This window comes from Candidatus Roseilinea sp. NK_OTU-006 (assembly GCF_012931985.1).
GTDB lineage: Bacteria > Chloroflexota > Anaerolineae > J036 > Brachytrichaceae > JAAFGM01.
In genome coordinates this window covers 1-21,419 of sequence record NZ_JAAFGM010000003.1, presented here as the reverse complement: position 1 = coordinate 21,419, position 21,419 = coordinate 1, and the positions used below count along the sequence as shown (strand labels likewise).

20 protein-coding genes and 1 tRNA gene are annotated in these 21,419 nt (G+C 63.8%); 15 read left to right on the top strand and 6 right to left on the bottom strand.

What is annotated here, in order from left to right:
• Positions 1-42 precede the first annotated feature (42 nt).
• Positions 43-588, top strand: coding sequence for a bifunctional adenosylcobinamide kinase/adenosylcobinamide-phosphate guanylyltransferase (gene cobU, locus GXH28_RS02735; protein ID WP_240550135.1), 546 nt, complete (start codon positions 43-45; stop codon positions 586-588).
• A 34-nt stretch (positions 589-622) separates the two neighbouring features.
• Here cobU and proC read toward each other — a convergent pair whose 3' ends face one another.
• A complete protein-coding gene (gene proC / locus GXH28_RS02730; protein ID WP_169237479.1) occupies positions 623-1,444 on the bottom strand; it encodes a pyrroline-5-carboxylate reductase in 822 nt (273 codons plus the stop codon).
• Between the two features lie 258 nt (positions 1,445-1,702).
• Here proC and GXH28_RS02725 point away from each other — a divergent pair, with 258 nt between their 5' ends.
• Both GXH28_RS02725 and mreC read left to right on the top strand, forming a co-directional pair.
• Complete coding sequence (locus tag GXH28_RS02725; protein ID WP_206156693.1) at positions 1,703-2,794, top strand: rod shape-determining protein; 1,092 nt, start codon at positions 1,703-1,705, stop codon at positions 2,792-2,794.
• A 101-nt stretch (positions 2,795-2,895) separates the two neighbouring features.
• Positions 2,896-3,759 (top strand): rod shape-determining protein MreC, encoded by an 864-nt coding sequence (mreC, locus tag GXH28_RS02720; protein WP_169237478.1) that lies wholly within the window; start codon positions 2,896-2,898, stop codon positions 3,757-3,759.
• Between the two features lie 75 nt (positions 3,760-3,834).
• On the opposite strand, the gene trxA is transcribed toward mreC, so the two are convergent.
• Positions 3,835-4,161, bottom strand: coding sequence for a thioredoxin (gene trxA / locus GXH28_RS02715; protein ID WP_169237630.1), 327 nt, complete (start codon positions 4,159-4,161; stop codon positions 3,835-3,837).
• Between the two features lie 225 nt (positions 4,162-4,386).
• Between trxA and GXH28_RS02710 the strand changes: the two genes are divergently transcribed.
• From GXH28_RS02710 to cofC, 4 genes are all read left to right on the top strand, one after another.
• On the top strand, positions 4,387-5,319 hold the full coding sequence (locus tag GXH28_RS02710) for an MBL fold metallo-hydrolase (protein WP_169237477.1): 933 nt from the start codon (positions 4,387-4,389) through the stop codon (positions 5,317-5,319).
• The gene (locus tag GXH28_RS02705) at positions 5,316-6,614 is read left to right on the top strand and encodes an ABC transporter substrate-binding protein (RefSeq protein ID WP_169237476.1); all 1,299 of its coding nucleotides are present in this window, start codon (positions 5,316-5,318) and stop codon (positions 6,612-6,614) included. Before GXH28_RS02710 ends, GXH28_RS02705 begins: the two co-directional genes overlap by 4 nt.
• A 78-nt stretch (positions 6,615-6,692) precedes the next feature.
• A complete protein-coding gene (gene cofD / locus GXH28_RS02700; RefSeq protein ID WP_240550134.1) occupies positions 6,693-7,709 on the top strand; it encodes a 2-phospho-L-lactate transferase in 1,017 nt (338 codons plus the stop codon).
• Positions 7,696-8,325, top strand: a complete 630-nt coding sequence (gene cofC / locus GXH28_RS02695) for a 2-phospho-L-lactate guanylyltransferase (RefSeq protein WP_169237474.1) — start codon at positions 7,696-7,698, stop codon at positions 8,323-8,325. The genes cofD and cofC overlap by 14 nt, the downstream gene beginning before the upstream one ends.
• A 3-nt stretch (positions 8,326-8,328) precedes the next feature.
• On the opposite strand, the gene GXH28_RS02690 is transcribed toward cofC, so the two are convergent.
• From GXH28_RS02690 to GXH28_RS02675, 4 genes are all read right to left on the bottom strand, one after another.
• On the bottom strand, positions 8,329-8,961 hold the full coding sequence (locus GXH28_RS02690; protein WP_169237473.1) for a nucleotidyltransferase family protein: 633 nt from the start codon (positions 8,959-8,961) through the stop codon (positions 8,329-8,331).
• Between the two features lie 4 nt (positions 8,962-8,965).
• On the bottom strand, positions 8,966-10,123 hold the full coding sequence (locus GXH28_RS02685) for a glycosyltransferase (protein ID WP_169237472.1): 1,158 nt from the start codon (positions 10,121-10,123) through the stop codon (positions 8,966-8,968).
• A 101-nt stretch (positions 10,124-10,224) separates the two neighbouring features.
• Positions 10,225-11,310: a lactonase family protein gene (locus GXH28_RS02680; RefSeq protein ID WP_169237471.1), complete on the bottom strand. Its 1,086-nt coding sequence runs from the start codon at positions 11,308-11,310 to the stop codon at positions 10,225-10,227.
• 124 nt (positions 11,311-11,434) lie between these two features.
• Positions 11,435-11,516: transfer RNA gene (locus GXH28_RS02675), tRNA-Leu, on the bottom strand.
• 844 nt (positions 11,517-12,360) lie between these two features.
• On the opposite strand from GXH28_RS02675, the gene GXH28_RS16930 reads away from it, so the two are divergent.
• The 8 genes from GXH28_RS16930 to GXH28_RS02635 all read left to right on the top strand — a co-directional run.
• Positions 12,361-12,642, top strand: coding sequence for an HTH domain-containing protein (locus GXH28_RS16930; protein ID WP_169237470.1), 282 nt, complete (start codon positions 12,361-12,363; stop codon positions 12,640-12,642).
• Positions 12,643-12,644: 2 nt separating this feature from the next.
• The gene (locus tag GXH28_RS02665) at positions 12,645-13,622 is read left to right on the top strand and encodes a helix-turn-helix transcriptional regulator (RefSeq protein ID WP_169237469.1); all 978 of its coding nucleotides are present in this window, start codon (positions 12,645-12,647) and stop codon (positions 13,620-13,622) included.
• A 139-nt stretch (positions 13,623-13,761) separates the two neighbouring features.
• The gene (locus tag GXH28_RS02660) at positions 13,762-14,226 is read left to right on the top strand and encodes a DEAD/DEAH box helicase (RefSeq protein ID WP_240550133.1); all 465 of its coding nucleotides are present in this window, start codon (positions 13,762-13,764) and stop codon (positions 14,224-14,226) included.
• A gap of 78 nt (positions 14,227-14,304) precedes the next feature.
• The gene (gene cas7g / locus GXH28_RS02655; RefSeq protein WP_169237468.1) at positions 14,305-15,579 is read left to right on the top strand and encodes a type I-G CRISPR-associated RAMP protein Csb1/Cas7g; all 1,275 of its coding nucleotides are present in this window, start codon (positions 14,305-14,307) and stop codon (positions 15,577-15,579) included.
• Complete coding sequence (gene csb2, locus GXH28_RS02650) at positions 15,579-17,072, top strand: type I-G CRISPR-associated protein Csb2 (protein ID WP_240550144.1); 1,494 nt, start codon at positions 15,579-15,581, stop codon at positions 17,070-17,072. The genes cas7g and csb2 overlap by 1 nt, the downstream gene beginning before the upstream one ends.
• Complete coding sequence (gene cas3g / locus GXH28_RS02645) at positions 17,069-20,098, top strand: type I-G CRISPR-associated helicase/endonuclease Cas3g (RefSeq protein ID WP_169237466.1); 3,030 nt, start codon at positions 17,069-17,071, stop codon at positions 20,096-20,098. The genes csb2 and cas3g overlap by 4 nt, the downstream gene beginning before the upstream one ends.
• Before the next feature lie 3 nt (positions 20,099-20,101).
• Positions 20,102-21,115, top strand: a complete 1,014-nt coding sequence (locus tag GXH28_RS02640) for a type I-G CRISPR-associated protein, Cas3-extension family (protein ID WP_169237465.1) — start codon at positions 20,102-20,104, stop codon at positions 21,113-21,115.
• A gap of 72 nt (positions 21,116-21,187) precedes the next feature.
• The coding region (locus tag GXH28_RS02635) for a CRISPR-associated protein Cas4 (RefSeq protein ID WP_445082637.1) at positions 21,188-21,419 on the top strand (232 nt) is incomplete at its 3' end.

Here is a 21,419-nt window from a genome sequence, read left to right as displayed (position 1 = left end):
GGATCGGAAATCCGCGATTGGAAATCCGCAATCCCAGACGCGATGTCAACGATGCACCTCACCTTCGTCATTGGCGGCGCGCGCAGCGGCAAAAGCGCCTTTGCGCAGGAATTGGCGCAACGATGCGGCGGGGACGCCGTTTGCTACGTGGCGACGCTACGCGAGGACGTCGCCGATGCAGAGATGCAGCAGCGCATCCGGCGACACCGCGCCAACCGGCCGGAAACCTGGCCGACCGTGACGCTGGACGACCGCTGGCGCGCGCAATTGCGCGCAATTAACGGCGCGCGGGTCATCTTGCTCGATTGCCTGTCGCTTTTCGTCGGCGGCGCGCTCTTCATGGGCAGCCACCTGCCGGCCAACGCCGAGGACGAGGCTGCCGCGCTGGTGGGCGACCTGCTCGCGGCCATGCGCGACTCAAGCGCTCATTGGATCGTCGTCAGCAACGAGGTCGGCATGAGCATCGTGCCCGAGCATCCGGCTGCGCGGGCCTATCGCGACGCGCTCGGGCGGGCTAACCAGATGGTCATGCGCGCCGCCGACGAAGCCTACTTCCTCGTCGCCGGCGCGCCGCTGCGCGTGAAGTGAAGCGGGCCAAACGCGCGACGCCTGCATCCGCAGCCTACTTCTTCTTTCCTAACTGCACGCTGCGCTCGTAGGCGGCCCACACCGCTTTGGAGATCACCGTGCGGAAGGCGCCCTTTTCGAGCTGGTAGAGCGCCGCTGCAGTCGTGCCGCCCGGCGAAGTGACCTGGTTGCGCAGTTGCGCCGCGTGCAGCTTAGAAGCAGCGGCGTACTCGATGCTTCCCCGGATGGTCTGAATCACCAGCCGCTCGGCGATGGGCCGCGAGAAGCCCATGTGGACGCCGGCGTCTATCAGTGCTTCCATGAACAAGAAAACATAAGCTGGGCCGGTGCCGCTGAGCGCCGTCGCCATGTCCAGGTACTGTTCATCCTCGACGAAAATTTCTTCTCCCATCGCCTTGAGGATCTGTATGGCTTGCTCGCGCTGCACGTCGGTGACTGCATCGGTGCACGTCCAAACCGAGATGCCCTGGCCGATCTGCGCTGGCGTATTGGGCATCGCGCGAACGATGTGCTGGTGGCCGCCTAGCCCTTCGCGCAGCGTCGCGATGGAGATGCCGGCGGCGATCGAGAAGATCAGCGCCTCCGGCCGGATCGCGCCGCGCAGGTCTTCAAGCACCTCATCCATCACCTGAGGCTTGACGGCGAGCACGACCACATCGGCGTGGTGCGCGCAACTGGCGTTGTCGGCGTAGGCATGCACGTGATACTGGTCGCTGACCAGGGCGCGCCGGTCGGTGTTCGGCTCGGAGAGCGTGATTTGAGCGGGCTGCAATGTACCGGAGCGAAGCAGGCTTTTGATGATCGCCTCGCCCATCACCCCACCGCCTATGAAAGCAACCTGTGAATCGAAGAGCATAATTTTGTGAATCTCCTGTGGATGACTGAACCTCCGGCGCGCGCCCTCAGGCCGCGCGCCGAGAAAGACTCGATTCGGCAGAAGCCGTGTACAGGCAGGCCAACTATAATAGCCTTGGTTATACCGTGCATCCCGGCACCCGACAACGGATTCCACACGCGCGCAGGCGGAGGGCCTGCCAACCGCCTTGCGCGCCAATCCAAGATGGGGGCATCGGCGTACTGCCCGGACAACCGACTGGTTGATGAGGACTGAGACATGCCAAGCATCATAGACCGATTCCTTGGGTTATTCTCGCTTGACCTGGGGATTGACTTGGGCACAGCCAACACCCTCGTTGCCGTTCGCGGACAGGGCATTGTGATCAACGAGCCTTCATGGGTCGCTATCAATCGCAAAACGCGCCAGGTGCTTGCCGTCGGTGCCGAAGCTAAGGAGATGGTAGGCCGCACACCCGCCAAGATTGTCGCCATTCGTCCGCTGCGCGACGGCGTGATTTCCGACTTTGAGGTCACCGAGGCGATGCTGGATTACTTCATTCGCAAGGCGCACAGTCGCAACCTGTTCAACGTGCCTCGGCCGCGCGTGGTGATCGGCATCCCCTCTGGCGTGACGGAAGTGGAGAAGCGCGCAGTGTACGACGCAGCGCTCTCCGCCGGTGCGCGCGAGGTCTATCTGATCGAAGAGCCGATGGCCGCAGCGATTGGCGCTGGCCTGCCGGTGACTGAAGCGCACGGTTCGATGGTGGTGGACATCGGCGGCGGCACGACTGAAGTCGCCGTGTTCTCCCTAGGCGGCATCGTGGTCAGCCGATCCATCCGCGTCGCCGGCGACGAGATGGACGAGGACATTATCAACTACGCGCGGCAGAAATACAATTTGTTGATCGGCGAGCGCATGGCCGAGAAAATCAAGATCGCGATTGGCTCCGCCTTTTCACTGCCCGAAGAGAAGACGATGACGCTGCGCGGGCGCAACCTGGTGACGGGCCTGCCGGAATCGGTCGAGGTCTCCTCGATCGAGATCCGCGAGGCATTGTCGAACTCGGTCAACACCATCGTTGAGACGGTGCGCAGCACGCTGGACGAGACGCCGCCGGAGCTGGTGAGCGACCTGATGGAGACCGGCATCGCACTGGCCGGCGGCGGTGCGCTGCTGCAGGGGCTAGTTGAGCGCATCGCCGACGAGACCAACATCCACACCTGGGTCGCCGAGGATGCGCTCACCTGCGTCGCGCGTGGCGCAGAAGCAGTGTTGGCAAACTTGGATGAACTGCGCCAGGTGCTGGTCGGGTTGGAGCGCAACAGCACCTCGCGGTCGGCGACGAGCATCGCCAGGCGCGTCGCCTAAACGCCGGCGGGCGGCAACGACACGTTGCGCACGGCTGAAGCGCTATGAGGCGTCCCCGTTCGTATTCGCCTATCCTAGCCCTCGGGCTTCTAGCAATCAGCGTGATCTTGCTCTTGTTGGGCTTTCTCGCTCAGACGCCAATCGCCCAGGGGCCCCTCTCGGTGGTCATCGGACCCATCCAGCAGGTGATGAGCAACGCCAGGCGCGTCATCAACGACTTCTTCCGCTCGACCGGCGAACTGATAGATCTGCGCGCTCGCGCCGAAGCGCTTCAGCGCGAGGTGACCGCGCTGCGAGCGGAGAACGTGCGCCTGCGCGAATTTCAGGCGGAGGTCCAACAGTACCGCGACTTGCTCAACTTCGCCAACGACAACCCTGCTTATGAGCTGGTGGGGGCCGACGTGATCGGCATTGCCGATGCAATCCGCTGCAAGGGCAAAGCGCCAACCATGCCGGATGCGGGCAAGTGCGCCAACGTCATTGCGGGCGACGTCAGCCCATTCGTGCGCTACATCACCATAGACGTGGGGGAGCGCGACGGCATCCAGGTCGGCATGCCGGTCGTCGCCGGCGGATTAGCCTTGGTGGGGCGGGTGGGCGAAGTGAGCTACGCCACGTCACAGGTGCAATTGCTCACCGATCCGGCGTCGTTCATCAACGTCCGGCTGATCGAATCGCGCGCCTCGGGCACCGTAGCCGGCACGAGCGAAGGGATACTCCTATTGCAGAATGTGCCGCAAGGCGAAGCATTAAAACCGGGCGACTTGATCGTGACCAGCGGACTGGGCGGCACGTTACCTCAAGCGTTGCCGGTGGGCGTCGTCGAGCGCGTGATCAGCCAGGATGTCGAGACGACGCGCCAAGCGATCGTGCGCCCTGGCGTGGATTTCGATAAGCTCGAGGTCGTGCTGGTCATCACGCGGCCGCTCGCCTCGCAGGCCCGCCCGCCGACCCCCACGCCATAGCCAAGCCCCACAACGGAAACCGCTCCGAGCGCAGCACGGACGTGATCCGATGCCCGGAGCGGCGATGCGGAGTGTTCAGCTCAAATGCGGGCGGATCTTCGCCATGAGTTGCTCTTTGGGGCGATAGCCGACGAGGCGCTCCACCGGTTCGCCATTCTTGAACAAAATCAACGTCGGAATGCTCATCACGCCGAACCTCATCGCTGTTTCGCCGTTCGCGTCCACATCGAGTTTGCCGACGGTCAATTTACCGGCGTTCTCCTCCGCGATCTGCTCGACGATCGGCGCGATCATCTTGCAAGGGCCGCACCACTCCGCCCAGAAATCCACGAGCACCACGCCCTTGCGCTTCTCCACCATCTCTTCAAAGTTGGTATCGGTCAGAACGACTGGTTTTGCCATGATTCCATTTCTCCTGAGTTCGGTGAACCGGTAATCCGTAGCTCCGGGGCCCCGGCCGTCTACTTTCATGCACCCGTCATCATACCGCAAGAAGATCAGCGGAGTGTGAGAGGCGGCCAGGGCACTGCCGGCATGGATTGTGCAGGCATTGCCTCGCCCGGTGGAGAAATGCGCTCAGCGGCGGCGTTCCAAAGCTGCTCGCGCTATAGTTGACATGAACCCATCATGAACGCGAATCCAATCACGCTGCGATGCGGCCGGGCGCGCATTCACCTGCTCAGCGATGGCGTCGCCTACTGGGACGGCGGCGGCGCCTTCGGGCTGGTGCCGCGCGTCCGGTGGATGAACCTGTTGCCCCCCGACGACCTCAACCGCGTCCCGCAAGAATTGCGCTGCGTGCTGATCGAGGCCGACGGCAAGCGCATCTTGGTGGACTGCGGCGTCGGCGACAAGCCGAATGACCTGATCGCGACTCAGTACGACGTGCGACGGCCACACGGCACGCTCCTGGACGACCTCGCGCGGCGCGGCCTGCGCCCGGCAGACATTGACATCGTGATCCTCACCCACCTGCACGGCGACCATGCCGGCTGGGCGACGACGTTGGACGCGCACACACGGCCCATAGGCGAAGCAGCAGCGTCGGCGCACGACCCTGCGCCGACGTTCACCAACGCGCGCTACTACGTGCAGCGCCAGGAATACGTGGACGCGACCCATCCGAACGAGCGCACGCGCAACACCTACTTCGCCGAGAACTTCGTGCCGCTCATGCGCCACGGCGTGTTGACGATGCTGGACGGCGAGGCGCAAATCACCGCCTCGGTGCGCGTGGTGCCCACACCCGGCCACACCGCTGGCCACCAAAGCGTGATCGTGGAATCCACCTCCACAGACGAGACGGCCCCGCCCGTGTTCCTCATCGGCGACATGGCGCCATTTATGATCCATTTCGAGCGCTTGCCCTGGGTCACGGCCTACGACGTGCTGCCCATGGTGACGATCGAGACCAAACGGCGCTGGCAGGGCTGGGCATTCGAGCGAGGCGCTGCGCTCATCTCCTGCCATGACACCCGCCACCCCGTGGGCCGTTTGGCGCGCAACGACAGGGGATTGTTCTCGGTCATCCCGCTCGAAACGGGAGGGGCGGCCGAATGAGACTGAACCGCAAACGCCGGGCTGCGCACGCGTGGCTCGCCTTCAGCCTGCTCGTGCTCACCGCGTGCGCCAACGTGCAGCCCCAACGGGTGATCGTGGCATGGCACACCCTGAGCGGCGCGCGCGAACGCGCCCTCTTGCGTCTTGTTGATCGGTGGAACCAGACCAACGGCGAGGGCGTCGTCATTGTGCCCGAGCGTCGCGATCCCGCAGCGCAGCATCGCGCTTTGCTGGAGGGCGCCGCAGCAAGTTTATTGCCCGACCTCGTGCTCGTCCAGCCGGCGGAAGCGGCACTCTACGCACAGCGCGGGCTGCTGGCTCCACTCGATCCGTTCGCCGACAGCGAAGACGCGACGATACACTGGGACGCCGCCGACCGGGCCGACCTGTTCCCGTTTGTGCAACAGGCAGGGCGAGCGCCACAAGGACAATTGCTGGGCGTGCCGTTCGGCGGCGAGATGCAGGTGATGCTGCGCAACCGAGACTGGATGGGTTCGCTGGGGCAGGCCGAGATGCCGGCGGATTGGGAGACATTCGGCAAGGTCTGCGACGGCGCGACCGATCGCATTGCCGGCACAACGTGCTTTGGCTTCGACCCGAACGCCCCCTCGGCCGAGGACTGGCTGTATGCGCATGGCGCGCCGATCTACGACCCGCTGACCCAACAAGTGCAAATTGCTTCAGCCAACGTGGTATCAGCGCTCGAAGCGCTGCTCAACTACTTGCAGTCGGGACGTGCATACCGGACGATCACGCCGGAGCGAAGCCGCGACGAATTCGCCGCGGCGCGCGTGCTGCTGGCGTTCACTTCGACCGAGCATCTGCGCGACTTCGTGCAGACGGTGCGCGAACGCAGCAACTTCGGCCTGGACGTAGGCACATGGCCTTCGGCGACGAACTCACCCAGCGTTTCGATCCGTGCGCCGTTGTGGGTGGTCCTGAGGAAGACCGACGACCGCCGGCGCGCTGCGTGGAAGTTCATCCGCTGGCTGTTGGAGGCGGAACAGACCGCGCAGTGGGCGATGGAAGCCGAGGAGATTCCGGCGCGCATCTCCGCGCTCGCCGCGATGGATCTGAACCCCGAAGAGCCGCTCGACGCGCTGCGCATTCAAGCGCTGCGGCAGATTGCGCCGGTCGCCCGGCCGGCGCCGTTGCTGAGCGGCTGGCCGTGCGTGCAGGCGGAGCTGTCGAACGCGCTGCGTCAGATCATTGAGGGTCAGCCGCTGGAGGACATGCTCCCGCTGGCGCAGATGCGCGCCCAGAGCCTGCTCAACGCCGACTGTACGCAGCGATGATGCCCGCCCTCGCTGCGCCGGCGCTCCCGTCAGTCCGTTTGCTTGCGCGATCAGGGGGTCTGGCGCACAATGGAGCGCATGAATTTCGTGGTTTTTGCCGGCGGTGTGGGCGGCGCGAAGCTTGCCGACGGCATGGCGCGCAGCATGGATGATGCGTCGCTGACGATCATCGTCAACACCGCCGACGACTTCGAACTCTACGGCTTGCACATCTCGCCGGATCTTGACACGGTGATGTACACGCTGGCCGGCATCGCCAATCCCGAGACTGGCTGGGGGATCGCAGGCGACACTTTTCACAACTTTGACATGCTCGCGCGATATGGCGCGTCGCCTTGGTTTCACATCGGCGATCGCGACATGGCCACTCATCTGCTGCGCACGCAGATGCTGCGCGACGGCGCAACGTTGGCCGAAGCGACACGAATCCTATCCGAACGCCTGGGCGTCACGGCGCGCATCCTGCCCATGACAAACGATCGCGTGCGCACGGTCGTGGACACCGAGGAGGGCCTGTATCACTTCCAGGAATACTTCGTCAAGCTGCACTGGCAACCCGAAGTGCGCAGCTTGATTTATGAGGGGGCAGGGGAAGCGGAGCCGTTGCCCGCTGCGTTGCGCGCCATCGAGACAGCCGACACGATCGTCATTGCGCCATCCAACCTATACCTGAGCATAGACCCGATCTTGGCGGTTCCGGGCATGCGCGATGCGCTGCTGAACGCCAGCGCGCCGATCATCGCCGTCACGCCGATCATCGGCGGTGAGGCGGTGAAAGGGCCAGCGGCCAAACTGATGCGCGAGCTGGGCGACGAACCCTCGGCTGCTGCTGTCGCCCAGCACTATGCCGAGTTCCTCAACGGGTTCGTGCTCGACGAGCGCGACGCTGAGCTTCAACCGCGCATCGAGGCGATGGGGATGGGCGTACTGCTGGCCGACACGCTCATGCGCAATGCCGATGACCGCGCGCGGCTGGCGTGCGAAGTCGTCACTTTCGCCGACCGGCTGCGCCCGGAGAAGATGGGCGGCTGCAAGCTCAACCTATCTTTGCCGCCGCAAAAACAACCTGTCCGATCCACGGATGCAAATCGGTGATGCTGACCGCCATCCAACCGCCTCCCGCGTCACTGCATTTATCCCGGTCAAGCCGCTCAACGATGGCAAGTCGCGCCTGAGCGGAAAGCTCGACTTGGCGCACCGAATCGAGCTGACGCGCAGCTCGCTGCGCCGCATTGTGCACACGTTGCAGTCCACGCCGGGCGTCGGCGACATCATCGTCATCAGCCGCGACGCGCGCGTGGCGGCGTGGGCCGAATGCTGGCGCGTCGGGCATATGCGCGAGCACCGGCGCGGGCTGAACGCGGCGCTGCGCGAAGCACGCGCGCGCTATGCGCGCGCTTCGGCTGTGTTGGTGCTGCCCTCTGACCTGGCAGCGTTGAGCCTCACGGACGTGCAGGGCATGCTCGCGGCGGCGCAGCACGCCGGCGAGCGCTGCGTCGTCATCGCACCCGACCGACACGGCCGCGGCACAAATGCGCTTCTGCTCAAGCCACCTGACGTCATTGACTTCGACTTTGGGGCGAACAGCGCGCTGCGCCACGCCCGGCGCGCCCTCGCACATGGCATACAACCGATCTGGTTTCGCTCGGATTCAATTTGCCTCGACCTCGATTCGCCGGACGACCTGGACTTGTATCTGGATCAGTGGTGATTGTCACAGACGTCCTAACGCCTGCTGATAGGCTTCGGGTGTATCCACATCGAGCAGCACTTCGTCGGTGTTGACCAGGATGTGAGCGACGGCCTGGGGATGAGCGTGCAACAACGCGCGCATCTGCGCGCCGTCCGGCAACGCCAGGGCCATCGGCCACCATCGCCGCGCTATAAGCACGGGATGCCCGCGCGCGGCGCCGAACTTGGGGGCGATGATTTCGCCGCAGCCCTGGACAAACGCTTGTTGCATGCGCCGGAACAGCCACGTCGGCAGCAGAGGCTGGTCGCCGGGCACGATGAACGCCGCCTCGACATCCGTGCCCTCCAAGCGAGCCAGGCCAACCTTGATCGAAGAGAGCATCTCCCCTTCGCGGTAGCGCGGGTTGTGCGCGAAGGTCACGGGCAGCCCAGCAAGCGCCGCTTCGATGCGCTCGCGCTGGTGACCGGTTACGACAACGAGAGGCGCGACGCCGGCGTCGCGCGCGGCCCGCACCGCGCAGTGAATCACCGCGCCATCTTTGAAAGGCAACAAGAGCTTGTTGACGCCGCGATGGCGCGACGAGGTTCCGGCGGCCAGGACGATGGCCGCCACCGGCCCGGGTCGCGCTGCCTTGCATGGCAAGGCTTCAGACATGCGTTTACGCTCCCCGTTTTGCTCCTTCAAGGCTTGCGAGCACGACGCGCGCACAGGCATCCCAGGAGAAGCGCGCCAAATTGCGGCGCCCGGCTTCGATCAGCCGCGCGCGCATTGCCTCGTCGCCGAGGATCATCTCCAGCGCGCGCGCAATCGCCTCGACGTCGAACGGGTCAAACAGCAGCGCCGCTTCGCCGGCGACTTCCGGCAGCGACGAGATGTTGCTGCACGCGACCGGCACGCCGACCGATTGCGCCTCGAGCACCGGAAAGCCAAAGCCTTCGTGCAGCGAGGGGAAGACGTACGCCCGCGCGTGGCGCATCAATGCCGCTTTCTCGATCTCGCTCACGTACCCCGCGAAGACGACCGAGGCGCGCACACCGGCCGCTTCAACCTCCGCGCGCGGGTCTTCGCGGCCCCACCCGCGCCCACCGGCCAGCACCAGGCGAATCTCCGACGCACCGGATCGGCCCACGAAGCGCGCCCAGGCTTGGATCAGGCGGCGCAGGTTCTTGCGCGGCTGAAGCGTGCCGATGTGCAGCACATACGGCTGCCCGCCATCCAGCCCGAACTTGGCCAGCGCGCGGCGCGCCTCGTCCTCCCGCACGGCTACCGGCAGCAACGGGCCGGGATGGGCCACGACGACGCGATCATCGGCGACGCCCCTGCCGTAGAAGTAGATCACGTCGCGTCGGGTGGCTTCAGAGTCGGCGATGATGACATCGGCGCAGCGCACCGAAAGCCGCGTGCCGAGGTCGAGATACCAGCGCTGGACCGGCGGATGCGCATTCGGGAAGCGCCGATAGCCTACGTCGTGCACGGTGACCACGGTATGGATGCGCCGTCGCGCCGACGGGCGAATGAAGGATATCGGCAGCACATGCGCCGGCACAAACAGCGCATCGGGCGGGCACGCGCGCAGCTCGCGCGCCAGCCCAAGGTGCGTCCACAGCCGGCGGCGGGAGATGACGACCGGCTGAATGCCGTCTGACCGGCGAAGCAGAAGCCAGGGGGCGCGCTCGTCGGGTGCCTCGCGCAGATAGAGGCGAAAGCAATGCTGCGGCGCGATGCCCAGGAGCGCGGCGATGATTTCGCGCGAGTAACGCTCGGTTCCGGTCGGACGCGCGCCGGTCGCGCGGCTGGCATCAATACCGATCCACACCCCATGATTATCATCGAATCGCGCTCGGCCGGGTGACGGGCGGCGCACCGGCGTGGGGGATCATCGCCGACTTCACAGACCGACCCTTTGAAGACGCTCCCTCAGCCGCCGCCTGCGACGACGAACTTCACGCAAACCGGCTTGGGGACGTGAAACTGATCGCGCGTTGAGAGCTGGCCGGTTGCTTCGTCCACTGTGCAGAGCGTCACGGCGTTGCTTTCCTGGTTGGCGATCCACATGAAGCGGCCGGTGGGATCCAGCGCGAAGTTGCGCGGCCAGCGCCCATGCGTCGGCGCCTGGCCGCGCGGCGATAGCCGACCGTCGTCCGCGATGGCGAAGATGGCGATGCTGTCATGTCCGCGGTTTGAGCCGTACAGGAAGCGCCCCGCTGGCGCGATGTGCACATCGGCGCCGTAGCTGGTCTGCGCGTAGCCTTCCGGCAGCGTGGAGATCGTCTGCAGCGCGCGCAGCGCGCCGCACTCGGCGTCGTAGGCGAACGCGGTCACCGTGTTGTCCAGCTCGTTGATGACGTAGGCGAAGCGACCGCCGGGATGAAAGGTGAAGTGGCGCGGGCCGGCGCCCGGTTTCACCGGCGCGAACGCCGGCTCGTTGGGCGTCAGCTTGCCGCGCTCGGCGTCGAAGCGATAGATCATCACCCGGTCTAGACCGAGATCGGCGACGAAGGCGAAGCGATTGGCCGGATCGAGGATGACCGAGTGCGCGTGCGGCCCCTCTTGTCGCTGCGGGTTGACGCTGGCGCCGTGATGCTGCACGAAGTCGCTGGCTTCGGCCAGTGATCCATCTGCATTGATCGGCAGCACGGCGACGCTGCCGCTGCCGTAGTTGGCGACGAGGACCCATCGCCCGGTCGCGTCCACACTCAGGTGGCACGGCCCCGAGCCGACCGAGGATTGCTGGTTGAGCATGCGGAGCGTGCCGGTTTGCGCTTCGATGGCGAATGCGCTCACTGCGCCGGCCGGTTTGCCGCCGAAGTCCCCCACCTCGCTCACGGCGTATAGGAAGCGCCGCGAAGGATGGATGGCCAGGAACGACGGATTGGACAAGCCCTCGGTTGCGCCGAGCGACTGCGCCGTCCCACGTTCCGCGTCGAAGCGGAAGACAAAAATTCCCTCGCGCCGGCCGTTGGTGTAGGTGCCGACGAAGGCATAGCATGTTGGGGATGCCATGGCCCCTTTATATCACCAGGCCGACCGACCACCGCCGCTGGGATTCATGCGGTGTGAGCGTGCCCATCGCGTCGGCGAGAAGCGGTTGCGCCTTGGCTGCTTTGCGCAACCAAGGCGCTTGACATGCCCAGGACAGGATTTGAACCTGCAAGCCTTTCGGCACTACCCCCTCAAGATAGCGTGTCTGCCAATTCCACCACCTGGGCGCGTGAGCAAATTATATCAGCCCAGGCGCGGCGCATCAATCATTCGCGGGGGGAATTGCAGGGCTTACGCACCACAGTCAGAATCACGGTGATGAGTGACGAGACACCTTAGCCATGTCGCCTTCTGGCGAGCGCGCACCTCACTGCATCGGCGGCTGAGGGCGTGGTGCGCCCGGAAGCGGCCCGCAACGAGATTGCGGCGTTGCCTGAAGCGCTCAAGCAGGTCACGCGGCGCGGGCGTGGGGTGGTCCGCCGACGCGGCGCATCCGCAAAAGCGAAACGCGCGCCGCAACCAGCAGCGCAGGGGCGAGTATGGGTTTGCGCTCAAAGGCAATCATGCGCGGCGGAGGTAGATGCCTGGCCGAAGCGGGGGCGGTGGGGGATGTGCGCGCGGGCGGCGTGTGGGCCAGACCGAACGGGAGCAAGTGTAACCAGTCTGAAAGCAGGATGTGCAGCACTTTGCGCGTGCGGCGCGCACTGGGTGCTGGATGTGGTGTCCGGCGAAGACCTCAGCCGAGTGCACGCCGGGCGGAGCGCGGAGAACTGCGCGGTCTTGCGTCGGGTGGCGCTGAGCGTCCTCAATTGGAGGCGAGCGCGGGAGCAAGGCCAGACACCTGCGCGTAGCCCGCGGCGATGACTTCCTGCTCACAGTCCTAGCTTACGCCGCGCAGAACCTTAAAGCTTCTGATGCGTAAGCCCTGCACACGGCGGCGCCGTTCGCACGCGCCAGAGGGTTTCCTTCGCAGCGAGGCGTGAAGCACGAAAGGCACACCCACAGTCGCCGAATTTGCGACTCGGCCTTGCTACTGTATAGCCAAAGCAAGCCAGCCGGAGATATGCCGCTATGTTCGGTGATAAGCAGACGAAGCATCAGCGCCTGAGGAAGCTCGTCGCCATCCTGAGCGAGCGCGAGGCCAGCGCCGAGGAGCTGGCCGGCTGCTTGGGAGTGAGCAAAACGACGATTTACGACGATTTGCTCGTTTTAGAGAAGCTCGGGGAGTTGCCATGCGAACACAAGGGGCGTTTCAGCCTGTTGCGCAAATGGTTCCCGCCTTCGCGACGCAACTCATCGCTTCGCTGCGCAGCAAAGTTGCCATTTTCCGCTCCCCGATCTGCTAAAACTTAGACATGCTGGCCTCAAAACGTGCGACGCAACTGGTTGAACTGGCTGAGTATCTTTGCCGGGCCGGTCGGTGGGTGACGATTCAGGAGCTGACCGAGCGTTTCGCTTGCCATCGCTCCAAGGTCTTTCGGATGCTGCGCGACCTGGAGCATGAATGTGGTGTGCTGCTGGAGCGCGGACGCCTGGGGGTGTATCTGCCGCCCCAGAATTACAAGCTGAATGTGCGGCTGGGCTTACAGGAGGTGATGGCGCTCTTCTTGGCCGCGCGCACCCATGCCTATCAGCAGGATAAGCGCCTCCCGGCCACCGCGCGCGCCCTGTTCGCCCTGTCCCAGGCCACCCAAGGAATCGCGCCGGTCCTGGCGGCTCACATTCGGCGCACGGCGGAGATTTGCGATCAACGCGATGCGCACGATGAAACCTATGTCCAGGTGTTGAACGCATTGACCGAAGCGTGGGAGCGACGCTGGCGGGTGCTGGTGCACTACAAGAACACAGGGGATTTGGCGCGCCCGTTCGACGTGTACTTCATTGAGCCAAGCCCGCTGGGCACGCGCCTAACCTATGTCTTTGGCTTCGACCATTCCCGCAACAAGCTGCGCACCTTCGCCGTGGAGCGCATCCTTCGCGTCACGCGCACCTCGGAGCAGTACACCATCCCGCCTGACTTCGATCCCTACGCCTTGCTGGCGCGGGCATGGGGGGTGAACTGGGGAGATGGGACGGCTGAGCCTACCGAGGTTCACCTGCGCTTTCGCCCCGGTGCGGCCGCCGAGCGCGTGCAAGAGAGCTGCTGGCACCCCACCCAACGCATCGTCCCACGGGCGGATGGAGGGTGCGATTTTCATGTGCGCGTGAGCGAGCCGATGGAGATGCTGCCCTGGATTCGCCAGTGGGGGCCGGATTGCGAAGTGCTCGCTCCGCTGGCGTTGCGTCAGCGGGTTGCCGAGAGCCTCAGCGCCGCAGCAAAAATCTATGCGTAGGAGGTGGAAATACATGTGGTGTGCACGGGGTATAATATTCAAGAAATGTGAATTATTAAATTTATAACTAAATCTTAATAAATGAAGGATTTAGATACGTGTTCGCGCTTTAAAAAAACTACATGATATAATCAAGGCCATGAGCAAGAAAATGAGCTTTGAGTGCTTCTTCGAAAAAGCAACAGGCAACCTGCCCTACGACTATCAAGCGCGGCTGGCCGAGGCCGCCCCTTGGCCCGCCCTGCTGGAGGCGCCCACCGGCGCCGGCAAGACCGAGGCCATTGTGCTGGCATGGCTATGGCGCCGGCGCTATGCAGGTGACGAAATCCGCAAGCAAACACCGCGCCGGCTGGTTTATTGCTTGCCGATGCGCGTGCTGGTGGAGCAAACCGAAGAGCGCGTGCGGCGCTGGCACGCCACTGCCCAACTCGAAGAGCACAACGATGGCCGCCTGACGCTGCGGCTGTGGACGAGTGGGCTGGGCGAGATACAGCGCTGGGTGATGCAGTACGGCAGCCACGCGCAGGTGCTCGCGCCCGAATCGCTGCGGCGGGCCGTGGCCGAGGAGGCGCGGAAGACGGCCGCGCTATACGCGGGAAAGTGAACATTAGGTGCACCGAGGAGGGGTAAAACTCCTCGCAAACCTTTGTCAATCAAATAGAGAGAGAAGGAGGGCTTTCAGATGAACTCGCTCACGCTCGACAGATTGAAAGAGATCGTCTCAGGGAATGCCGCTGCCCTGCGGCGCGTGGTGGAGTTGCAACCCGCCGGCGGGCCAGGGGCGAAGGTGTTTCCGCCTACCTACGAAGGCGGCAAATACGCCACTGAAAAGCGCCGGATTAATGGTGAGCTTGTGGACTGCGTGCTGCTTGACTCAGTGCAATCACAAGCGAATCGAATGGAGTTGGCGCTGCAAGAGGCCGTAGACGAGAGGCGAATTTCGCTGCCGGTAATCACTGTGGATTTCTCCGACACGGGGGCCTGGTTCATCGGCAGGGTCACAAGTCTTGAGGCTCCACACCGCATCGCCGACGCGATTTTGCGCGACAGCAACTGGGATGATGGCAAGGGAAAGAAAGTGCCGTTTCGCAAGACGCCTGCGGGGGCGGCGTTGGACGCCGCGAGCCTGCAAAATGCCACGGCGCTGTTTGGGTATTGCCCAACCGCGCTGGTGTTTGGCATGTGGGACTCCACCGGCGCACGCGGCGGACTGGGAGTCAAATTCCCGCGCGCCATTGTTTCCGAGATCATCGGTATCGGTGCAGTGCCCGGCCAGCGCACGGGTGGCCGTCTTGATCCGCTGCAAATCAGCTCGAAAGCGGGGCCGGTTTATGAGACGGAGGACGGTGACTGGACCCTTGACCCTACCAAAGCGAAGCGCAAGAAGGATAAGCATGGGAACGAAGTTCCTGCTCTCTATGGCGAAAAGGGCAAGCCATCCGAGATCAATCACGGGAATGTCACGCCATCTCTGGTCGTCCAAAAAGACAACAGAGACCAACCGATTCTGGATGAGTTCGACAAACCTATACCCATCGGCGGCTTCACCATTGACCGCGCCCAGCAAATCACCGTGATTTCGCTTCCGGCCCTGCGTCGCCTGCGCTTCCCGGTGAACGGCAACAACAATGCCGATCTCCCCGGCCGCGTGGCGCTCACTGCGCTCGCCTTATGCGCGGCAACGTTGAGCAGCGAGAAAGGCTACAACCTGCGCTCGCAATGTGACCTGGTTGCCTCCGGTGTGCCGCAGTGGGAAATTCCAGGTCAGAACGAGGCTTTCTCTTTGAACGCCGAGGATGCGGTGAAACTTTTCAATCAGGCCGTCAAAGAAGCGCAGAACGCCGGTTTGCCCTGGAACGCAGCCGGCATGAAATTAACGCCGCGCGACGATCTGGTCGAGATGGTTCTTCGCAGCCGTGAGCGCGGCGGTGAGGAGCAGGGCGAGGAGGAGGCGTGATGTTCTCCATCGCCATCCGTTATCTGTGCGGCTGGGCCTCCGCCGCATCCAACAAGAAAGAGGAGCCGGAATGGCCCCCACACCCCGATCGTGTGTTCATGGCGCTGGTGGCGGCCTGGGCTGAAACGGGAGCCGACTCGGATGAGGAGAACTGCTTGCTTTTTTTGCAAGCGCTGCATGCCCCCAAAATTAGCGCTTCATTGAACTACGAGCTTCATGCAGCAAGCACTATCTTTAGGCGCGACTTAAATGCCGAGGAACGTGCGCCTGTGCCTGTATATGTGCCGGCAAATGGCGACCGGAGAGAGATGAAATCTCTCATCAAACTGATGCCGTCCGAGCGCAAACGCAACAAACGATACTTCCCCGCCGTCATCCCCGAAAGCGACACGGTGTACCTCATCTGGCCGGGTGCGGAACTGCCCGCCGAACACCGCGCCGCGCTGGAGCGGCTGTGCGCCAAAGTGGGCTACCTGGGCGACACCTCCTCGTTGGTGCAGATGTGGGTGGAGGACAACCCGCCGCCGCCCACGCTGGTGCCGACCGACGAGCGCCACTACTCCCGCCGCCTGCGCGTGTTCCGCACGCTTGGCGAACTGACGACAGATTACGAACGCGATAAAGAGGCCGGCGAGTATCGCCCGCGCACGTTCAAGTGGGGCTACTACCGAGAACCAGAAGAGGAGAAGGCACCCACACCTTCTTCGCACTTTGCCGAACTGCTGGTGCTGCGCCGCACCGCCGGCCCGACGCTGGACATCACCGATGCGCTCTGGCTGGCGAAAACCCTGCGCGATGCCGCCATCAGCCTGTGGGAAAAGCACATCGGACCGCCCGTCCCGGAATGGCTCAGCGGCCACACGTCGGAAGGGGAACGCAGCCGCCGCGAGAACGGCCATCTGGCCTTTGTGGCCCTGCCGAACGTGGGCCACGAACACGCCGATGGCGAGCTGAAAGGCGTGGCGCTGGCCATTCCGCAAGACGTGACCAAAGACGAACAGACTAAGCTGCTGGACGCGCTCTTTCCGTGGGATGAGCAGACCAACGAAGCCCGGCCGCTGGAACTGACTCTGGGCCGCCTCGGGGTGTGGCGGCTCGAACAGGAGACCAGCTCGTTCCCGCGCATGGTCACGCTGCGCAAGTCCGTGTGGCTCGGCCCCGCCGAACGCTGGGCCACTGTCACGCCGATTGTGCTCGACCGCTACCCGAAGAAGGGCGAAAGCGAAGCCGAGGAGATGGTCGCTGCGGCGTGTGAACGTATCGCCCTGCCGCGCCCGCGTGAAGTCGTGCTCATGCCCGGTTCGCTGTTCACCGCCGTTCCCCCGGCCAGACGCTTCCCAGCCCTGCCGAAAAAATTCGGCAAGACGCGCGACCAGCACACCCACGCGCTGTTGATTTTCGATCAGCCGGTGCGCGGGCCGGTGCTGTTGGGCGCAGGGCGCTACCGTGGTTACGGTCTATGCCGCCCCTATCGTTCGGGAGGTGACGAATGACGACGTTGACGCCGGAGCGCTTCGCCAAGTTCTTTTCCGAACTGCACAAGACCGAGGCGTTCACGCCCGAACCGTTCCCGTGGCAGAAGCGGCTGGCCGCGAAAGTGTTGGCGGGAGAATGGCCCCAAACAGTGAAACTGCCCACCGCCAGCGGCAAGACAGCACTGATTGATGTGTGGGTCTATGCGCTGGCGGCGCAGGCCGCTCTGCCCGCCTGCCAGCGCACCACCCCGCGCCGTATGGCCTTCGTGGTGGACCGGCGCGTGATCGTGGACGAGGCGCACAAGCGAGCCGAGAAAATCGCCAGGCGACTGGCCGAGGCAAAGAACGGCATCCTGAAGGAAGTGGCGGATGCCCTGCTCAGCCTGGCCGGCCCGGATTCGACTGTTCCCCTGCAATGCTTTCAACTGCGCGGTGGCATGTACCGCGACGACGACTGGGCGCGCACCCCTACCCAGCCCACGCTCATCACCAGCACCGTTGACCAGATCGGCTCGCGCCTGCTCTTTCGCAGTTACGGCTTCGTTAGCGGTTTCACTTATCCTATCCACGCCGGATTGGCAGCGTTCGACATGCTCATCGTGCTGGACGAGGCCCACTGCTCCCAGCCGTTCTACCAAACCGCCAGCGCAATCGCGCGTTACCGCAAGTGCGCCGAAACGCCCCTGCCCGGCCCGTTCCACTTCGTCACCATGACGGCTACGCCGCCGGAAGAAGCGGGCGAGCCGTTCGAGCTGGACGATGAGGATCGAAACCACCCGATCCTTTCGCGTCGGCTGAACGCTTCCAAGCCGACCCTCCTGCTTGCGCCGGTGGGCAATGCTGAAGATGACAAATCGAAACTGCGCGAAGCGCTGGTGAGCGCGATGGTGGAACAGGCCGAGAGGCTGGCAAACAATGGGCTGAAAGCCATCGGCATCATGGTCAATCGCGTGGCGACGGCCAAAGCCGTTCACGCCGCGCTGGCAGCCAAAGGTCACAAATCGCTCCTGCTCATTGGGCGCATGCGGCCCTTCGACCGCGACCTCGTTCAGCGCGGGGCCGACTTCGAGCTGCTGCTGGCCGACAAGAGCGAGACGCGCCAACTCGAGGCGCCGGTGTTCGTGGTGGCCACCCAAACCCTTGAAGTGGGCGCCAATCTGGACTTCGACGGGCTGGTGAGCGAGTGTGCAAGTCTGGACGCCCTACGCCAGCGCTTTGGCCGCCTCAACCGCATGGGGCGCAAGATTCCGGCGGAAGCGGAAGGCGTGCTGGTGATTCAAGCCAGCCAGGCCAAAGACTCCAAAGATGACCCGGTGTATGGCGCGGCGCTGGCGGAGACCTGGAAGTGGCTGAACACCTTGTCAGCGGGCGAGAAGCCTGCCAAAGGCAAGGGCGGCAAGAAGTCAAAAGCCGCCAAAGGCGACAAGCGCGTGGACTTGGGCATTGCCGCGCTCCAGCCGCACCTCGACGCGCTGGACAAGGACAAAAAAGAAGACCGCAACTCGCTCTTGCAGGACTCGCTCAATGCGCCGGTGATGCTCCCCGCGCACATTGACGCCTGGGCGCAGACCTCGCCGATGCCCCTGCCCACGCCCGATGTGTCCATCTTCCTGCACGGCCCGCAGCGCGGCCAGGCCGAAGTGCAATTGGTGTGGCGGGCAGACCTGCCAGAGTTAAGCGAGCAAAACGAAGATCCGTGCATTGATACCGTCGCCCTCTGCCCACCGACTTCCGTCGAGGCCCTGCAAGCGCCACTGTATCTGGTGAAGCGCTGGCTCCGCCAAAAGGACCGCGCCGCCGATGATAGCCTGGCCGATGTGGAAAGTGCGCGCCTGATTGAAGATCGCGACTCGAACAAGCATGGCCGCTACGTGCTTATCTGGCGCGGCCCAAAGAACAAGAAGCGAGGCCGCGAACGTCTCGGCGGCCAGGGTGAAAGGATGGAGAGCCGCGTCACCAACAACCCGGACGACATCCTGCCGGGCGACACGGTGGTCATTCCCGCTGAGTATGGCGGCTGGGACCTCTTCGGCCATCTACTCAACCCGGAGCGGCCCGACATCGCCGAGGCCGCGCGCTTTCAGGCCCGCCGACACCTGGTGTTCCGCCTTCATCCGAAGCTACTGGCCTACTTGCCCGACGGCTCGGCGCGAAGTGCGCTGCTGGAAGCCGCCAATGCCGAGGACAAGCCTGACCTCGAAGAAGTCAAAACGGCTTTTGAAGAACTGGCGCAATCCGGGCCGGAGCATCTGCGTGAACTGTTCAAGGCGCTGGCAGGCGCGCAACTCAAGGCCGAGGAGTATCCGGCTCGCGATGAACAAGCCGCCCCTGGCTGGGTGATCACCGGAAGACTCCCCTCGCCCCCAACTAAGGCAGGAAACGAGCCGACGCTTGCAGAAGAGGATGACGAACTCTCGCTTAATGGATTTGTGACGCTCAAACAGCACGTTGACGGAGTGACCAACCTGGCCGTGCAGTTCGCCAAGCAGTGCGGCCTGCCGGACGAACTGGTGGAAGATTTTCGACTGGCCGGCCAATTCCACGATGCAGGCAAGGCCGATCCGCGCTTTCAGGACTGGCTATATGGCTGTATGAATGCACGCTACGTGCGCGGGCGCAGCAAACTCATCGCCAAAGCCAAAGCGAGAACCGAAGCCCGCAAGTGGGAAGCGAAAGCCGAAAGCGGCTACCCCGACGGCGCGCGCCACGAACTGCTCTCGGTCAGCCTGATTCAAAACAACGAACACCTGAAAGCGCAGGCGCACGATTGGGACCTGGTGCTCCACCTCATCGCCAGCCATCACGGGCGCTGCCGCCCCTTTGCGCCGGTGGTGGACGACCCCAAGCCGGAGACGGTGGAAGTGGAGCTCTACGGCCACACACTCCGCGGCGCGACGCGCACCGGCTTGGAACAGCTGGACAGCGGCGTGGCCGAGCGCTTCTGGAAACTGACCCGAAAATACGGCTGGTGGGGGCTGGCTTATCTGGAAACCATCTTCCGGCTGGCCGACCACCGCCAGAGTCAAAAGGATATGGGCAAGTGAACTATGGCAACAGTTGAACTCACCCTCACCGGCCCCGATGGGGCCAACCCGCTGGGCTTTCTGTGCGCGCTGGGCATCCTGCGCACGTTGAGCAATGCCTGGCCCGACTCCGAAGTGAAAATGAAGTGGCAACAAATCGGCGCACCCTGGCGGCCCGTTCTGCGCGCCAGCCATGCCGATTTGGATGGCAGGGACGAGGTCGGCCAAAAGGCGGTGATCGTCAATGCCATCTTCGAGGAGTTGAAAAGGATGGAAAAGCATCCGGCTCAGTGTTGCCCGACGAGCGAGAACACGTCGCCCTCCAGGCCGTCGTTGAAAAGGATGGAAAAGCATCCGGCTCAGTGTTGGAATGACACGCACGACATCCCGCCCGAAAAGTACCGCGAGTACGCGTCCAAGGCGAGAGACCTTTTCTTCCGCGCAAGCAATGCCGATCATCGGCCAGCGGAGTGGGCAGCAGCATTGGCATGTGATGTAGTCACCGATGGCGAACATGTTGAGGACACAGCTTTCCGAACGATGAGCGGCCAGGGCCACCAGCACTTTCTTAAGCAGATACGCTCTCTACAGGAAAGGTTGGAGAAGAAACACATTGACGAGGCGCTCTTTGGTTGGCAGTATCAGGACGAGAAGCTCAATTTACGCTTCGATCCAAGCGAGGACCGTCGTCATGCCTTACGCTGGAAAAGCCCTGACAAAGACCCCATCAAGACAGTTTGGGGCGCCAATCGTTTGGCAGCAGAAGGGTTGCCTCTGTGCCCCGTCTTTCCGGCAGGAACCAAACTGAAGACGACGGGCTTTCGCGGTTCCGGCAAAGACGATACTTTCTGGACATGGCCGATTTGGAGTGGTTTCTTGAGCGTCGCGGTGGTGCGCTCCATCCTCGCCTTGCCGGCCCTGCAGGCCGACAAGCCACCACGCGGCGAGTTGTCACCGCTCGGGATCGTGGAGGTCTATCGCACACAACGAATTACTGTTGGTAAATATCGGGCATTTACCCCGCCAATAGCAATTTAGCGCGCAGCTCTCGGCAACTTTTGCCACTTCGGCCTCGGCTTGTTCGTGCCCGCCGGCCACTAACCCACTGCCATGTCCGACGACGCCCTGCTCGCCCCGCCCGACCTCGTCCCGGCCCGCATGGTCAACGAATACGCCTATTGCCCGCGCCTGGCCTACCTGGAGTGGGTGCAGGGCGACTGGGCCGACAACGCCGACACCGCCGACGGTCGTTACAAACACCGGCGCGTAGATCACACCGCCGGCCAGCTTTCCCCGCCTGCCCCAGACCCCAGCACAGCCGGGGAAGACGGCGACCGCATCC

What these genes read in the sequence shown, in the direction of transcription:
- cobU (WP_240550135.1), top strand. Translation starts at nt 43, where the DNA reads ATGTCAACGATGCACCTCACCTTCGTCATTGGCGGCGCGCGCAGCGGC.
- proC (WP_169237479.1), bottom strand. Translation starts at nt 1,444, where the DNA reads ATGCTCTTCGATTCACAGGTTGCTTTCATAGGCGGTGGGGTGATGGGC.
- GXH28_RS02725 (WP_206156693.1), top strand. Translation starts at nt 1,703, where the DNA reads ATGCCAAGCATCATAGACCGATTCCTTGGGTTATTCTCGCTTGACCTG.
- trxA (WP_169237630.1), bottom strand. Translation starts at nt 4,161, where the DNA reads ATGGCAAAACCAGTCGTTCTGACCGATACCAACTTTGAAGAGATGGTG.
- GXH28_RS02710 (WP_169237477.1), top strand. Translation starts at nt 4,387, where the DNA reads ATGAACGCGAATCCAATCACGCTGCGATGCGGCCGGGCGCGCATTCAC.
- GXH28_RS02705 (WP_169237476.1), top strand. Translation starts at nt 5,316, where the DNA reads ATGAGACTGAACCGCAAACGCCGGGCTGCGCACGCGTGGCTCGCCTTC.
- cofD (WP_240550134.1), top strand. Translation starts at nt 6,693, where the DNA reads ATGAATTTCGTGGTTTTTGCCGGCGGTGTGGGCGGCGCGAAGCTTGCC.
- cofC (WP_169237474.1), top strand. Translation starts at nt 7,696, where the DNA reads ATGCAAATCGGTGATGCTGACCGCCATCCAACCGCCTCCCGCGTCACT.
- GXH28_RS02690 (WP_169237473.1), bottom strand. Translation starts at nt 8,961, where the DNA reads ATGTCTGAAGCCTTGCCATGCAAGGCAGCGCGACCCGGGCCGGTGGCG.
- GXH28_RS02680 (WP_169237471.1), bottom strand. Translation starts at nt 11,310, where the DNA reads ATGGCATCCCCAACATGCTATGCCTTCGTCGGCACCTACACCAACGGC.
- GXH28_RS16930 (WP_169237470.1), top strand. Translation starts at nt 12,361, where the DNA reads ATGTTCGGTGATAAGCAGACGAAGCATCAGCGCCTGAGGAAGCTCGTC.
- GXH28_RS02665 (WP_169237469.1), top strand. Translation starts at nt 12,645, where the DNA reads ATGCTGGCCTCAAAACGTGCGACGCAACTGGTTGAACTGGCTGAGTAT.
- GXH28_RS02660 (WP_240550133.1), top strand. Translation starts at nt 13,762, where the DNA reads ATGAGCAAGAAAATGAGCTTTGAGTGCTTCTTCGAAAAAGCAACAGGC.
- cas7g (WP_169237468.1), top strand. Translation starts at nt 14,305, where the DNA reads ATGAACTCGCTCACGCTCGACAGATTGAAAGAGATCGTCTCAGGGAAT.
- csb2 (WP_240550144.1), top strand. Translation starts at nt 15,579, where the DNA reads ATGTTCTCCATCGCCATCCGTTATCTGTGCGGCTGGGCCTCCGCCGCA.
- cas3g (WP_169237466.1), top strand. Translation starts at nt 17,069, where the DNA reads ATGACGACGTTGACGCCGGAGCGCTTCGCCAAGTTCTTTTCCGAACTG.
- GXH28_RS02640 (WP_169237465.1), top strand. Translation starts at nt 20,102, where the DNA reads ATGGCAACAGTTGAACTCACCCTCACCGGCCCCGATGGGGCCAACCCG.